Source organism: Pseudomonas viridiflava, assembly GCF_900184295.1.
In the GTDB taxonomy this organism is placed as follows: Bacteria; Pseudomonadota; Gammaproteobacteria; order Pseudomonadales; family Pseudomonadaceae; genus Aquipseudomonas; species Aquipseudomonas viridiflava.
On record NZ_LT855380.1, the window covers coordinates 941,805 to 956,193 of the forward strand.

Annotated in this window: 12 protein-coding genes; 6 read left to right on the plus strand and 6 right to left on the minus strand. The window is 60.8% G+C overall.

All coding sequences use genetic code 11. From position 1 onward, the window contains the following. Window positions 1-53: 53 nt before the first annotated feature. The 5 genes from CFBP1590_RS04570 to CFBP1590_RS04590 form a co-directional block, all read right to left on the minus strand. On the minus strand, window positions 54-1,043 hold the full coding sequence (locus CFBP1590_RS04570; protein ID WP_004888330.1) for a hypothetical protein: 990 nt from the start codon (window positions 1,041-1,043) through the stop codon (window positions 54-56). Window positions 1,044-1,047: 4 nt separating this feature from the next. Continuing rightward, window positions 1,048-1,938 carry a KPN_02809 family neutral zinc metallopeptidase gene (gene ypfJ / locus CFBP1590_RS04575; RefSeq protein ID WP_004888329.1) on the minus strand — a complete coding sequence of 297 codons (891 nt, stop codon included), beginning with the start codon at window positions 1,936-1,938 and terminating at the stop codon, window positions 1,048-1,050. 192 nt (window positions 1,939-2,130) lie between these two features. After that, window positions 2,131-3,417: an MFS transporter gene (locus CFBP1590_RS04580; protein WP_088234553.1), complete on the minus strand. Its 1,287-nt coding sequence runs from the start codon at window positions 3,415-3,417 to the stop codon at window positions 2,131-2,133. Between the two features lie 242 nt (window positions 3,418-3,659). Continuing rightward, entirely contained in the window at window positions 3,660-4,745 is a 1,086-nt protein-coding gene (trmA, locus tag CFBP1590_RS04585) for a tRNA (uridine(54)-C5)-methyltransferase TrmA (protein WP_058432666.1), read from the minus strand. Then, entirely contained in the window at window positions 4,742-6,037 is a 1,296-nt protein-coding gene (locus tag CFBP1590_RS04590; protein ID WP_088234554.1) for an NCS2 family permease, read from the minus strand. The genes trmA and CFBP1590_RS04590 overlap by 4 nt, the downstream gene beginning before the upstream one ends. 275 nt (window positions 6,038-6,312) lie before the next feature. On the opposite strand from CFBP1590_RS04590, the gene CFBP1590_RS04595 reads away from it, so the two are divergent. The 6 genes from CFBP1590_RS04595 (at window position 6,313) to CFBP1590_RS04620 (ending at window position 13,137) form a co-directional block, all read left to right on the plus strand. Continuing rightward, complete coding sequence (locus CFBP1590_RS04595; protein ID WP_231991825.1) at window positions 6,313-6,879, plus strand: (2Fe-2S)-binding protein; 567 nt, start codon at window positions 6,313-6,315, stop codon at window positions 6,877-6,879. Continuing rightward, window positions 6,876-7,865, plus strand: coding sequence for an FAD binding domain-containing protein (locus CFBP1590_RS04600; RefSeq protein WP_088234556.1), 990 nt, complete (start codon window positions 6,876-6,878; stop codon window positions 7,863-7,865). Before CFBP1590_RS04595 ends, CFBP1590_RS04600 begins: the two co-directional genes overlap by 4 nt. Further along, complete coding sequence (locus CFBP1590_RS04605) at window positions 7,862-10,063, plus strand: xanthine dehydrogenase family protein molybdopterin-binding subunit (protein WP_088234557.1); 2,202 nt, start codon at window positions 7,862-7,864, stop codon at window positions 10,061-10,063. The genes CFBP1590_RS04600 and CFBP1590_RS04605 overlap by 4 nt, the downstream gene beginning before the upstream one ends. A 434-nt stretch (window positions 10,064-10,497) precedes the next feature. After that, complete coding sequence (locus tag CFBP1590_RS04610) at window positions 10,498-11,937, plus strand: cytochrome ubiquinol oxidase subunit I (RefSeq protein ID WP_004884000.1); 1,440 nt, start codon at window positions 10,498-10,500, stop codon at window positions 11,935-11,937. Window positions 11,938-11,940: 3 nt separating this feature from the next. Next, the gene (gene cydB / locus CFBP1590_RS04615; RefSeq protein WP_029243806.1) at window positions 11,941-12,948 is read left to right on the plus strand and encodes a cytochrome d ubiquinol oxidase subunit II; all 1,008 of its coding nucleotides are present in this window, start codon (window positions 11,941-11,943) and stop codon (window positions 12,946-12,948) included. 21 nt (window positions 12,949-12,969) lie between these two features. After that, on the plus strand, window positions 12,970-13,137 hold the full coding sequence (locus CFBP1590_RS04620; RefSeq protein ID WP_004884005.1) for a DUF2474 domain-containing protein: 168 nt from the start codon (window positions 12,970-12,972) through the stop codon (window positions 13,135-13,137). 95 nt (window positions 13,138-13,232) lie between these two features. Here the strand turns inward: CFBP1590_RS04620 and CFBP1590_RS04625 are convergent, their stop codons facing one another. Continuing rightward, window positions 13,233-14,357, minus strand: coding sequence for a methyltransferase (locus CFBP1590_RS04625; protein ID WP_029243807.1), 1,125 nt, complete (start codon window positions 14,355-14,357; stop codon window positions 13,233-13,235). Window positions 14,358-14,389 lie beyond the last annotated feature (32 nt).

Genomic DNA, 14,389 nt, shown 5'->3' on the forward strand with positions numbered 1-14,389 from the left:
AGGTCGTGGCGCCTCCCGCAGTTTGAGTTGAGTTCACTTCTGGGTGCTGCCCATCAAAACGGCTTGAACAGTACCGCCTGGCCTTCAGGTGAAGTAAAGATCCCGTCGCCGTTATGGCCAACCTTGGGCACGACCACCAGACGCTGATTCAGGCCTTCAGGATGACGTTTCTGCAGGTAGCTGAAATAGTTCTGGCCACGGATCAGGCGATAGGCGCCCTGGGCTTCAGCCGCACAGGTCTTGTCCAGTGCCGGATGGTTGCGATCGGTGTCCAGTTCGCCCAGCAGGTAGGTGACGTCACGCTTCACGTAGCCTTTTTCGATGTCTGCCGGTTTTTCCTTGCCGGAATAGAACGGCATCTTGTTGAGGCCGTATTTCCAGTCATTGAAGTTGGGGCAGGCCTGCGCCGTCACGGGCTCAGGACGCTCGGCATCGAAATAGGCATAGGACGACGGGTTGGCGATCACGTAGCGCAGCTTCACGCCTTCGCGGGTCAGCAGGGCGTCTTCCTTGCCGCCGATCATGGCGTAGCGTTGCACCACCTGTGCGCCACCCGAGTGCCCGGCAATCACGATTTCCTTGAGGTTGGGAAACAGCTTGCTGTCGCTCAGGCGCTTGAGGATGTGGTCCAGCACCAGAAACGAGCTGACGGGCTTGGGATCGCTGGCCGTCGCGCCTTCCATCCAGCTGTTCTGGCGCCAGCGCAGGATGTTGTCGGACAGGTGATGGGCAACAATGTCTTTCTCATCCAGAAACTGCGGCGCGATCAACAGCGTCTTGCCGCGTTCCTTGGACTGATTGGCCGCGCGCTCGATGCTGCGCAGGTAGGTCTGGGCGTTGCGCAGGCGACCGTGCAGCACGATCACCACACGCTCGATTTTCGGTTTCGGATGCACCCATTCCTGGCTGAGCCCCAGCGTCGCCTCGGCGCCGTTGATGGCCAGACGGTCCGGGCTGATGGATTTAACCGCTTGATCCTCGGCATGAGCCCCGAGGCTCACGAAGGCAGTGCTTAACAACAGGACCAGAAGCGGTTTAATCATGTGCTTAGAGACTCTTGGCGGCGAAAGTATCGCATTGGGTGATTTGGCCTTGCGCAAAGCCGGTCTTGAACCAGCGTACTCGCTGGGCCGAAGTTCCGTGGGTAAAGGAGTCCGGTACGACGCGACCACTGCTTTGCTGCTGAAGACGATCATCGCCGATGGCGTTGGCTGCGTTCAGCGCTTCTTCAATATCACCCGGCTCAAGCCAGTTCAAACGATTTTGTGCGTTATAGGCCCAAACACCTGCGAAACAGTCAGCCTGAAGCTCCTGACGGACCAATAAACCGGTGCTGCCTTCCATGCGCTGTCCAGACTTGCGGGCGGCGTCGACCTTGGCGGAAATGCCGAGCTGGGTCTGTACATGGTGGCCGACTTCGTGAGCGATCACGTAAGCCTGGGCGAAGTCACCCGCTGCGGAGAAGCGTTGCGACATCTCGCGGAAGAAGTCCAGATCCAGGTACACCTGCTGGTCGGCGGGGCAGTAGAAAGGACCGGTCGCGGAGGTTGCGAAGCCGCAGGCCGAGTTTACCTGGCCGCTGAACAGCACCAGCGTCGGGTCCTTGTACTGACGACCGTTCTGGGCGAAGACTGCGCGCCAGGTGTCTTCGGTGTCGCCCAGAATGCTGCGCACGAACTCGGCCTGCTGATCATTGGCCGGTGGTGCCTGACGTGTCTGCGTGTTGGCCGGAGCGCTTTGTTCGGTCATCTGGCCGGTGAGTTGTCCCAGAATCTGCATCGGGTCCTGACCGGTCAGCAACCCGATGGCGACCACGATCACGATACCGCCCAGGCTCAGTCCCTTGCCACCGATGCGCATGCCACCGCCACCGCCGCCGCTACTTTCACCACGTGCATCGACCACGTTGTCGCTGCGTCGGCCTTTTTTCCAGAGCATGTCGGATCCCTCTTCTTATCGTGCAATGAGTGTCGCTGGTCAAACCAATACGCGCCAACCTGTCCCATGCCAAGTGAAACACGGGCGGCGCAATGCGTGATGCGAGGTATAGAGGGTGGGGGAGACCGATTGGTTCTAAGAAGCGGCGCCGCGATACCGGTTTTCTGAATCCGGGCGGCGCTGCTCTGGGGCTCAGTGTGCTTTTGCGAGCGTGCTGTCTGACACTTCTGTAGGGGTGGCGTCGGCGAAGCGGTCCACCTGCCGCAGCGTTTTGAAGCCGGTCATCCAGGCGCCAACGACGCCCAGCGTACAGACGCCGCCCATGATCGCGGCTGGAATCGCGCCGATCAGCGAAGCGCTGGTGCCTGCGCGGAATTCGCCAAGCTCGTTGGAAGAGCCGATAAACAGCATGTTCACCGCGTTGACCCGGCCACGCATGTTGTCCGGTGTCGAGAACTGCACCAGCGCCGAGCGGATATAAACGCTGACCATGTCCGCGGCTCCGGCGATCAGGAGCGCCAGGCACGACAGCCAGAATAACGTGGAGAGGGCAAACACCAGATTCGCCACTCCGAACAACCCGACGGCCATGAACATGGTCATGCCCACGTTGCGATCCAGTGGACGCATGCTCAGGTAGATGCCGGTCGCCAGTTCACCCAGACTCATTGAGGCGCGCAGCATGCCCAGTCCTTGCGGGCCGAGGTTGAGCACTTCGTGGGCATAGATCGGCAGCAGCGCCACCACGCCGCCCAGCAGCACGGCGAACAGGTCCAGCGAAATGGTGCCCAGGATGATCGGGCGTGAGCGGATGAAGGCGATTCCGGCTGTGAAACGACCCCAGGCGCTGTCGCTCAGGTCCACCAGTTTGCCTGCGTACGGCGTCGCGACACGTGCCAGCAGCAGGATCCCGGCGATGAACGCAGCCACACACACCGAATAGGTCAGTTCTGCACCGCCCAGCCAGTACAGGTAGCCGCCAATCAGCGGGCCGCCGACGGTCGAGCAGCGCATGATCACGCTGTTGGTGGCAATTGCCGAGGCGAGTTGTTCACGGGGTACGATCTGCGGCAACAGGCTCTGCAGAGCAGGACCGGTGAATGCGCGTGCACAGCCGTAAAGCATCAGCGCGCCGTAGATCAGCCGCAGGTCCTGCAGGTTCATGGCCGAGAAGACCAGCAGAATGAGGCCGCAGACCGCCTGAACGCCCCAACTGATCATCAGGATGACCTTGCGGTTGTAACGATCGATCAGATCGCCCGCAGGCATCAGCAACAGCAGCATGGGGATGAACTGAGCCAGGCCGACATAGGCCAGCGCCATCGGCTCGCGGGTCATGTCATAGACCTGCCAGGCAACCACAACGGCCTGAATCTGCATGGCGAAAACCGCCATCAGGCGCGACAGGATGAAACTGATGAAGCCGGGCTGGCTGGACAGTTTTACGGATGATGAAGCAGTGGGGGATTCAGAGCTCAAGACAGACTTCCATCGAAGCAGTGTGATCGCGTTACGGGTTATACCTCAGCTTATAGATAGGATGCTAACGAAAAAATCGATGGGTCTTTCTCCGCGAGGGGCGGCGTCTGCTTCCGATGTGACGCAGATTGGGGATTCAGTAAGCCGAGCGCATGACGTGGATAACGCTGGAGCTTGCGCACACATCTGCGCCACATTCGAGAGCGGACGCGGAGCGTCCGCTGTTGGGGCGGTGCGGAGTGTCAGCGCCTGACCAGCAACACACCCGATTCCATGTGGTGGGTATACGGAAACTGGTCAAACAATGCACAGCGCTCGACCCGGTGGGTGTCGTGCAACTGGGCGATGTTGGCGGCCAGGGTTTCCGGGTTGCAGGAGATGTACAGGATGCGCTCGAAGCGGCGGGTCAGCTCGCAGGTGTCTGCGTCCATACCGGCGCGCGGCGGATCGACGAACACGCTGCCGAACTCGTAGCTCTTGAGGTCCACACCCTGCAGACGGCGGAACGGACGCACCTCGTTCAATGCCTGGGTCAGCTCTTCGGCCGACAGGCGCACCAGTGTGACGTTGTCGACCGCGTTGTCTTCTAGGTTGCTCAGCGCAGCATTGACCGAGGTCTTGCTGATTTCGGTCGCCAGTACCTTGCGCACCCGAGTGGCCAGCGGCAGGGTGAAGTTGCCGTTGCCGCAATACAGCTCCAGCAGATCGTCACTGCGCTCGCCCAGCGCGTCATACGCCCAGTCGAGCATCTTCTGGTTCACGGTGCCGTTGGGCTGGGTGAACGCGCCTTCCGGCTGGCGATAACTGAAGGTGCGACCGGCAACGTCAAGCTTCTCGGTCACGTAGTCATGCCCGATGACCAGACGCTGACCCTTGGAGCGACCAATCAGGCTCACGTTCAGGTCGGCTGCCAGTTGCTCGGCTTCAGCCTGCCAGACCTCGTCCAGCGGGCGGTGATAACACAGGGTGATCATCGCATCGCCCGCCAGGGTGGTCAGGAAGTCCACCTGGAACAGCTTGTGGTTCAGGTTCGGGCTGGCTTCCCAGCGCTCGCGCAGCACCGGCATCAGCGCATTGATACGCTCGCTGGCAATCGGCAGACCGTCGAGCAGGATCGGCGTCCTGTTGTCGCCCGGCGCGAACATCGCGTAATAACGCTTCTGGTCTTCGCGCCACAGGCGGAACTCGGCGCGCAGGCGGTAATGCTCGCGTGGCGAATCGAATACCTGAGGTTCAGGCGCGTCGAAAGGTGCCAGCAGTTCGCGCAGGCGTACGGTCTTTTCTGCAAGCTGAGTTTCATAGCTTGCGGGGTCGAAAGGAACACTCATGCGTTGAACCAGCCCAGCTTGATCACGAACAGGATCGACAGGATCACCAGCGCGGCATTCAGCTCACGCCCGCGACCCGACAACAGTTTGATCGCTGTCCAGGAAATGAAACCAAAGGCAATGCCATTGGCGATGGAATAGGTGAAGGGCATCGCCAGCGTCGTAATCACCACAGGCGCGGCGACGGTGATGTCGTCCCAGTCGATTTCGGCCATGCCCGAGGCCATCAGCACCGCAACGAACAGCAGGGCAGGTGCGGTCGCATAGATCGGCACGCTGCTGGCCAGTGGCGCGAAGAACAACGCGAGCAGGAAAAGCACGGCCACCACGATGGCCGTCAGGCCGGTACGGCCACCGGCGCTCACACCGGCTGCGGATTCGATGTAGCTGGTGGTGGTCGAGGTGCCGAGCAACGAACCGGCCATTGCCGCCGTACTGTCAGCGATCAGTGCGCGGCCCATTTTCGGCATGTGACCGTCCTTGCCCATCAGTCCGGCGCGCTTGGCCACGCCGATCAGGGTGCCGGAGTTGTCGAAGATGTCCACGAACAGGAAGGCGAAGATGATGCTGACCAGACCGACGTCCAGTGCGCCCATGATGTCCAGTTGCATAAAGGTCGGCGCCAGCGATGGCGGCATTGATACGACTCCGCCAAATTCACTGAAGCCCAACGCAATCGAAGCAATGGTGACCGCCAGAATGCCGATCAGCACTGCGCCTTTGACCTTGAGCTTGTCCAGTGCAACGATCAGAAAGAAGCCCAGCGTCGCCAGAATCGGTGCGGGCTGCTTGAGATCGCCCATGGTGAGCATGGTGACCGGGTGGCTGGCCACGAGACCGGCGTTCTGCAGGGCAATCAGCGCCAGAAACAGGCCGATACCGGCCGCAATGGCCGAACGCAGGGGCAAGGGGATGCTATTGATGATCCACTCGCGGATGCGGAAGATCGATAACAGAAAGAACATCACCGCCGACAGGAATACCGCACCCAGTGCGACCTGCCAGGTGTGGCCCATGTGCAGAACCACGGTGTAGGTGAAGAAGGCGTTCAGGCCCATGCCCGGTGCCAGGGCAATCGGGTAGTTGGCGATCAGGCCCATCACGGCCGAGCCGATGGCGGCGGCCAGACAGGTCGCCACGAACACAGCGCCCTTGTCCATGCCGGTTGCGCCGAGGATGCTCGGGTTGACGAACAGGATGTAAGCCATCGCCAGGAACGTCGTGACGCCCGCGAGGATTTCAGTCCTCACGTTGGTGTTGTGTGCCTTGAGTTGAAACAGCCTTTCCAGCATGTCTGGCTCCCCGTGACGCGGCCTGCGTCGTGAATGATTCAACTCCAACAGCAAAGCACAGGCTGCCCGGGCAGCCCGCGAATTGATGCGGGTCGGAAAAAGCCGCGCATCATACCAGCAGCCAAACACGATGGGTGCGCGTGGATGACGGCTTTTGGATGATCTGCACGCCTGTCTATCGCTGCCGAGAAACCCTGAACGTTGCAAATCATGCGAAGTCGTACCCCCTAAGACGCATAAAAATGCGCTGAATGAGTACCTACCGTGAGGTTTCCATGAATGCTACGAACCCGATTCCCAAGGATGTCGCAGGTCATGCGATCTCGCTGACCCTCAATGGGCAACTGCGTCAACTCGATGTACAGCCCTGGACCACCTTGCTTGACCTGTTGCGCGACCGACTCGATCTGGTCGGCACCAAGAAAGGCTGCGACCACGGTCAATGCGGTGCCTGCACCGTACTGCGCGACGGCAAGCGGATCAATGCCTGCCTGACGCTGGCGATCATGTGCGATGGCGCAGAACTGACCACTATCGAAGGCCTGGCGGATGGCGACACGCTGCATCCGATGCAGCAGGCATTCATCAAGCACGATGCTTTCCAGTGCGGCTACTGCACGCCGGGGCAGATCTGCTCGGCCGTAGGCCTTGCCAATGAAGGACGTGCCAGCACTCGCGCAGAAATTCAGGAACTGATGAGCGGTAACCTGTGCCGTTGCGGCGCCTACAGCAACATTCTCGCCGCCGTGGAAGAAGCCTTGCCGCAGTTTCACGACGCGACCCAGACCCAGACCCAGACCCAGACCCAGACCCAGACTCAAGAACAGAAGGTGAGCGCATGAATCCGTTCACCTACAGCAAGCCTGCCGATATCCGCGCAGCCATCGACCTGAGCGGCCCGGCCACACGCTTCATCGCGGGCGGTACCAACCTGCTCGACCTGATGAAAGAGAACGTCGCCCGTCCCGAGCACCTGATCGACATCAACGATCTGCCGCTCAAGGACGTCACTGAAACCGCTTCAGGCGGCTTGATGATCGGCGCGCTGGTCAGCAATGCCGACCTGGCCTGGCACGCTCTGGTCGAACAGCGGTATCCGCTGTTGAGCCAGGCGCTGCTGGCCGGTGCATCGCCGCAACTGCGCAACATGGCCAGCACCGGTGGCAACCTGTTGCAGCGCACGCGCTGCTATTACTTCTACGACACCGGCGTGCCGTGCAACAAGCGCGAGCCGGGCAGTGGTTGTCCTGCAAAAGACGGTATCAATCGTATTCACGCAATTTTCGGCGCCAGTGATGATTGCGTCGCGACGCATCCGTCTGACATGTGCGTGGCCATGGCTGCGCTGGAAGCGGTGGTGCATGTAGAAGGCCGTGCCGGTCGCCGCACCATCGAGTTCGCGGATTTCCATCGTCTGCCGGGCGATGCGCCGCCACGTGACAATCAGTTGGCCGATGATGAGCTGATTACCGCCATCGAGCTGCCTGCTCCGCGCTTCACGAGTCACAGCACCTACCTGAAGGTCCGTGATCGTGCGTCCTATGCGTTTGCGCTGGTATCTGTCGCTGCGGCGCTGGAGCTGGATGGCGACGTCGTGAGCGATGCACGTCTGGCGCTTGGCGGTGTAGCCCACAAACCGTGGCGCGACAAGCAGATCGAGCGTTTGCTGATCGGCAAACCCGCCACCCGCGAGTCCTTTGCTGCTGCCGCAGACGCCATGCTGGCTGACGCGCAGCCGCTCGAGCACAACGCGTTCAAGGTCAAGCTGGCGCGCCGGGCGATCGTCCGCGCCCTGAGCGACGCGGCACTGGGAGGTACTGCCCAATGAATGTTCCTTTTTCCCCGATGGGCAAGCCCGTGGACCGAGTCGACGGCAAACTGAAAGTCACCGGCGGCGCACGGTATGCCGGTGAATACCCGGAAGACGGACTGCTGTTCGGCAGCGTCGTTTCCAGCACCATCGCCAATGGCCGTGTGCTGAACATCGATACCTCCGAAGCCTTAAAGGTGCCGGGTGTGGTTGCGATTCTGGACCACACCAACCGTCCTTCGCTGGCCAGCTATGACGAGAACTACGAGGACGCGGACTCTGCAGACGGTTCTCCGTTTCGGCCTCTTTATAACGACAACGTGCTGTACAGCGGCCAGCCGCTGGCGCTGGTCGTCGCCGAGTCGCTGGAAATGGCCCGGCACGCAGGTTCGCTGATTCGCATCGAATACGAGCAGCAGGCACACCAGACTGACCTGCAGGCCGACCTGGAGCAGGCTCACGACGTGTCGTCCAGCCTGCCCAAGCCGCGTGGCAACTTCGAAGGCGAACTGGCCAGCTCGGCGCTGAGTGTCGACGTGACCTACAACACGCCGAACGAATACCACAACCCGATGGAGCCGCATGCGTCCACCGTTCTGTATCAGGCCGACGGTAGCCTGCAGATCCACGACAAGACCCAGGGCACGCAGAACTGTCAGGATTACCTGCACAAGGTCTTCGGCCTGGAGAAAGACAAGATCCGCGTGCTGGCCGCGTTTGTAGGCGGTGCCTTCGGCTCCGGTCTGCGTCCGCAGTATCAACTGCCTCTGGCGGTGATGGCGGCCCTGCACCTCAAGCGTTCGGTGCGAGTGACGCTGACGCGTCAGCAGATGTTCACCTTTGGCTATCGTCCACGCACCGTGCAACGCCTGCGCCTTGGCGCTGCTGCCAACGGGCGTTTGCTCGCCGTCGGTCACGAAGCCATCGGCCAGACGTCACGCTTCGAGGACTTCACCGAGCACGTCGTGGAATGGAGCGGCATGCTCTATCAATGCGACAACGTGCAGTTGACCTACAAGCTGGTGCCGCTGGACGTTTACACGCCCTTGGACATGCGTGCGCCGGGTGCCGCGTTGGGCCTGATCGGCCTGGAATGCGCGATGGATGAACTGGCGTGTGCGCTGGCTATCGATCCTGTACGCCTGCGTCTGACCAATTTCGCCGAGCGCAATGGCAACGAGGACAAGCCGTATTCCAGCAAGGAGCTGCGTGAATGTTATGCACAGGGCGCCGAGCGCTTTGGCTGGGAGCGTCGCAACCCTGAACCCCGCAGCATGCGCCAAGGCCGCCAACTGGTGGGCTGGGGCATGGCCGGTGGTGTGTGGGAAGCGATGCAGATGAAAGCCAGCGCCAAGGCGCGTCTCGGCTCGGACGGCAAGCTGGTGGTCAGCAGCGCAACCACTGACATCGGCACCGGCACTTACACGGTCATGACCCAGATTGCGGCTGAAACCCTGGGGTTGGCGGTGGAAGACGTCACCTTCCTGCTGGGCGACTCTTCGCTGCCGACTGCGCCGCTCCAAGGCGGCTCGTTCACCGTGTCGTCAGTCGGCACAGCGGTCCAGCAGGCGTGTCAGGCCTTGCAGCGTCAGTTGCTTGAAGTCGCCAAGGGCCTGTACCCGCAACACGCCTCGACCACGCCGGATCAGGTGCGCTTTGAGTCGGGCAGCCTGCATCTGGGCGATCAGGTTGTGTCGATTGCTGAACTGGCGGCTGCTCAAGCCAGCGGTGTAATCGAGGTTCAGGTTGACGCGGAACCGGACAAGAAACGTGAAGCTTATGCAGCGGCCACGCATTCGGCGGTGTTCGTCGAAGTGCTGGTGGACGAGGACCTGGGCACTATCAAGGTCAATCGTGTGGTCAGCGCCATTGCGGCGGGACGTGTGGTCAATCCCAAGATGGCGCGCAGTCAGATCCTTGGTGGCGTGGTTTGGGGCATGGGCATGGCCTTGCAGGAAGAGGCTATGGTCGATCACGGTCTGGGACGGCCAATGAACCACAGCCTGGCCGAGTACCATATTCCGGTGAATGCGGACATTGGCGACATCGACGTGCTGTTCGTCGAAGAACACGACGAAATCGTCAATGCGCTGGGTTCCAAGGGCGTAGGCGAAATCGGCATCGTGGGTGTTCCCGCAGCGATTGCCAATGCCATCTACCACGCCACCGGCAAACGCATCCGCGAGTTCCCGATCACGCTGGACAAGCTGTTGTAACCCATCAGGAACGCCTCTCGGGATGCTCCGCGTGCACTGTTGAGGTGACGCGGAGCAAGGGCATGATAGGTGTGTTCAATGCCTGTGATCGTTCCCACGCTCTGCGTGGTAACGCCTCTCGGGACGCTCCGCGTCCGTTGTTGAGGTGACGCGGAGCGTCACGGGCTGGCCGGTTCGTTTGAGAGAAGCATCATTCCTGCCGGGTGAGTCATCCCGCCACGCGACAAAAGACCACACGGCTCAAGTGGCTGAATGGGACTACTCTTTACCTGTCGGTTGACCCGTGTCATTGCGCAATGACCGCTGATGTGAGCCAACCCCCCAATCCCTGCGTACGTCATCAGAACAAATAGAAAGATAAGCACTCCATAACGTGGGGGCAGTCACTGTTGGCTCGCTGCCAACAGCCGGTTTCACCTGAGAGAGGAACACTTATGTTCGGTTTAGAGGCTATCGATCTCGCCCGAATTCAGTTCGCATTCACGATTTCGTTCCACATCCTGTTTCCTGCCATCACCATCGGTCTGGCAAGTTACCTGGCTGTGCTCGAAGGCCTGTGGCTGAAGACCCGCGAAGATGTGTATCGAGACCTTTACCACTTCTGGTCCAAGATCTTTGCCGTCAACTTCGGCATGGGGGTGGTTTCCGGTCTGGTCATGTCCTATCAGTTCGGCACCAACTGGAGCCGCTTCTCGGACTTCGCAGGCGCGGTCACAGGGCCGTTGCTGACGTACGAAGTGTTGACCGCGTTCTTCCTTGAAGCAGGCTTTCTCGGTGTGATGCTGTTCGGCTGGAACCGCGTCGGGCGCAAACTGCACTTTTTCTCCACCGTGATGGTCGCCATCGGCACCCTGATTTCCACGTTCTGGATTCTGTCGTCCAACAGCTGGATGCAGACCCCGCAGGGCTTCGAAATCATCGACGGTCGCGTGATTCCGACCGACTGGTTCGCGGTGGTCTTCAACCCATCATTCCCTTATCGCCTGACGCACATGGCGATTGCCGCCTTCGTCGCGACTGCGTTCTTTGTCGGCTCGTCGGCTGCCTGGCACCTGCTTCGTGGTCGTGATACGCCAGCGGTACGCAAGATGCTTTCGATGGCGATGTGGATGGCGCTGATCGTTGCACCGATCCAGGCGGTTGTGGGCGACTTCCACGGTCTGAATACGCTCAAGCATCAGCCAGCCAAGATTGCCGCCATTGAAGGTCACTGGGAAAACATCGGTGACGAACCGACCCCGCTGATCCTGTTCGGCATTCCCGACATGAAGGAAGAGCGCACCAAGTACGCAGTGGAAATTCCGTACCTTGGCAGCCTCATCCTGACCCACAGCCTGGACAAGCAGGTCCCGGCGCTGAAGGAATTCAAACCTGAAGACCGGCCGAATTCGACCATTGTGTTCTGGTCGTTCCGGGTCATGGTTGCGCTGGGCATGCTGATGATCCTGACCGGTCTGTGGAGCCTGTGGCTGCGCAAGCGGGGCACGCTCTATCAGTCGCGTCCGTTCCTGTACCTGGCCTTGTGGATGGGGCCGTCCGGTCTGGTAGCTATTCTCGCAGGCTGGTTCACCACCGAAATCGGCCGCCAGCCGTGGGTCGTCTACGGCCTGATGCGCACCGCCGATGCTTCGTCCAACCACAGCTTCGCGCAGATGAGCATCACCCTGGTGTTGTTCGTGGTGGTCTACTTTGTACTGTTCGGCGCTGGTCTGGGCTACATGATGCGTCTGGTGCGCAAAGGCCCCAAAGCGTACGTCGAGCATGTGCCGCAAGGTGGTCCCGGTCAGAAACGTACACCGGCCCGTCCGCTCTCCGCCGCCGTTGAAGGCGCAGAAGACGGCGACAACGTTGACGCGCTCGGCAAGGGGAATTAAGCCATGGGTATCGATCTTCCGCTGATCTGGGCCGTCATCATCATCTTCGGCATCATGATGTACGTCGTGATGGACGGCTTCGACCTGGGTATCGGGATTCTCTTCCCGTTCATGAAAGACAGTTCCGACCGCGACGTGATGATGAATACCGTCGCGCCGGTCTGGGACGGTAACGAAACCTGGCTGGTACTGGGTGGCGCCGCGTTGTTCGGCGCGTTCCCGCTGGCTTATTCGGTGGTGTTGTCGGCGCTGTATCTGCCACTGATCTTCATGCTGATGGGCCTGATCTTCCGCGGCGTGGCATTCGAGTTCCGCTTCAAGGCGACCGACGAGAAACGTCATCTGTGGGACAAGGCCTTCATCGGCGGTTCTCTGGCCGCGACGTTCTTTCAGGGCGTGGCACTGGGCGCGTTCATCGAGGGCATTCCGGTAGCGAATCGTCAGTTCGCAGGCGGCTCACTCGACTGGCTGGCACCGTTCCCGATGTTCTGCGGTCTGGCGCTGATCGTGGCTTATGCACTGCTGGGCTGCACCTGGCTGATCATGAAGACCGAAGGGCCGTTGCAGAAAGCGATGCATGATCTGGCACGTCCTCTGGCGGTGGCTGTGCTGGTGGTGATGGGCGTGATCAGCCTGTGGACGCCACTGGCCCACGCCGACATCGCGCATCGCTGGTTCAGCATGCCGAATCTGGTCTGGTTCATGCCGGTGCCGATTCTGGTGCTGGTGACCATGTACGGGCTGTTCAAGGCCGTGGCCCGCAACGCGCATTACACGCCGTTCCTGCTGACCCTGCTGCTGATCTTCCTGGGCTACAGCGGGTTGGGCATCAGCCTGTGGCCGAACATCATTCCGCCGTCCGTTTCGATCTGGGAAGCTGCCGCGCCGCCGCAAAGCCAGGGCTTCATGCTGGTCGGCACGCTGTTCATCATCCCGTTCATCCTCGGATACACCTTCTGGAGCTACTACGTGTTCCGCGGCAAAGTCACTGCTGAAGACGGTTATCACTAGTCCGAACAGAGGAGATTGATCATGTCTGGCAAGAACTCCATGCACGACCCGGATCCGGCGCTGAGCAAGCCGCTCTGGCAACGACTGGCCTGGCTGGTCGGCATCTGGGCGGGCAGTGTGACTGCGCTGTTTATCGTCGCCAGCCTGATGCGGATGTTCATGAGCGCTGCGGGCCTGACGACGCACTGATCGTCACTGAAAGCATTCCCACACCGTGTCCACGGACACGTTTTACAAACCCTCCGGTTTCGGAGGGTTTTTTTTGGCTGCGAGAAAGTGGGGCGTTACTTGCGGGCTTTCAGAATCACGAACTTGGGCGTTGCCGCGACCTGCTCGACGCCCCGGAACAGGCGGGACAGCTTGGTGTGATAGCCCAGATGGCGATTGCCGACGATGTACAGCGCGCCGCCTGTGACAAGTGCGGCGCGGGCCTGCTGGAACATGCGCCAGGCCAGAAAGTCGCCGACCACCTGTTGCTGGTGGAAGGGCGGGTTGCACAGCACCACATCCAGCGAGTCCGGTTCCTGTCCCGCCAGCCCGTCGGCCGCTCGGATAACCACCTCCCGGTCGCCCAGACTGGCCTGCCAGTTTTCGGCAGCTGACTGCACGGCCATGTATGACTCGTCGACCAGCGTGTAATGCGCCTGCGGGTTCTCCAGTGCACTGGCAATCGCCAGCACGCCGTTGCCGCAACCCAGATCGGCAACGCGCGCCGAACCGAGGTTCTTCGGCAGATAAGGCAGGAATGCGCGCGTACCGATATCCAGACCTTCCCGGCAAAACACGTTGGCATGGTTGAGCAGTTCGATGGCTGGCTCGTCGAGCCTGTAGCGCGTGGGGTAGGGCGACGTCCGGATTTCCCTGATCTCTGGGGTGGCGAACAGCAGGCGGGCTTTCTTGACCGCGAGCGAGGCCTGCACCGGCCCTACGTATTCTTCAAGCAAGTCACCGGCCGAGCGCGGCAGGTGCTTGATCATCGCCGCCGCTATCACGCGTGCGCCGGGTGCCAGTTGGCCTTGCAGACGGATGAGTTGCTCTTCGAGCAGCGCCAATGTCTTGGGCACCCGGATCAGTACCCAGTCGAAAGGGCCGGTCAACGGCTCGCTGGCAGGAATCAGCGGCACGCTGTCGTAGGCCATACCGTTGCGGGTCAGGTTCTTCTCAAGGCCCTGGGCGGCGAGAAAGGAGTCGGTGCTGCTGACCACAGTCGCGTGAGCGGCAAGGCTGGCCGCCAGAGCGCCAAAGCTGTCATTAAGGACCAGGACCCGGCTTTGCAGGGTCAGCCCGATTTCCGCCACGTGGTTGAGCAGGTACTCGTCAGCGGCATCGAATGCCTGAAGCGGCTCATCTTGCTGTTCGGGCTGGCGAATAAGATCAAGCTGAGCGAAAGGGCTGATGAGCAAGGGCATTGGCAGGAAAACTCTGTGCAGGCGTGCGTGTG

Coding starts and splice junctions, on each gene's coding strand:
- CFBP1590_RS04570 (WP_004888330.1), bottom strand. CDS start 1,043: ATGATTAAACCGCTTCTGGTCCTGTTGTTAAGCACTGCCTTCGTGAGC.
- ypfJ (WP_004888329.1), bottom strand. CDS start 1,938: ATGCTCTGGAAAAAAGGCCGACGCAGCGACAACGTGGTCGATGCACGT.
- trmA (WP_058432666.1), bottom strand. CDS start 4,745: ATGAGTGTTCCTTTCGACCCCGCAAGCTATGAAACTCAGCTTGCAGAA.
- CFBP1590_RS04590 (WP_088234554.1), bottom strand. CDS start 6,037: ATGCTGGAAAGGCTGTTTCAACTCAAGGCACACAACACCAACGTGAGG.
- CFBP1590_RS04595 (WP_231991825.1), top strand. CDS start 6,313: ATGAATGCTACGAACCCGATTCCCAAGGATGTCGCAGGTCATGCGATC.
- CFBP1590_RS04600 (WP_088234556.1), top strand. CDS start 6,876: ATGAATCCGTTCACCTACAGCAAGCCTGCCGATATCCGCGCAGCCATC.
- CFBP1590_RS04605 (WP_088234557.1), top strand. CDS start 7,862: ATGAATGTTCCTTTTTCCCCGATGGGCAAGCCCGTGGACCGAGTCGAC.
- CFBP1590_RS04610 (WP_004884000.1), top strand. CDS start 10,498: ATGTTCGGTTTAGAGGCTATCGATCTCGCCCGAATTCAGTTCGCATTC.
- cydB (WP_029243806.1), top strand. CDS start 11,941: ATGGGTATCGATCTTCCGCTGATCTGGGCCGTCATCATCATCTTCGGC.
- CFBP1590_RS04620 (WP_004884005.1), top strand. CDS start 12,970: ATGTCTGGCAAGAACTCCATGCACGACCCGGATCCGGCGCTGAGCAAG.
- CFBP1590_RS04625 (WP_029243807.1), bottom strand. CDS start 14,357: ATGCCCTTGCTCATCAGCCCTTTCGCTCAGCTTGATCTTATTCGCCAG.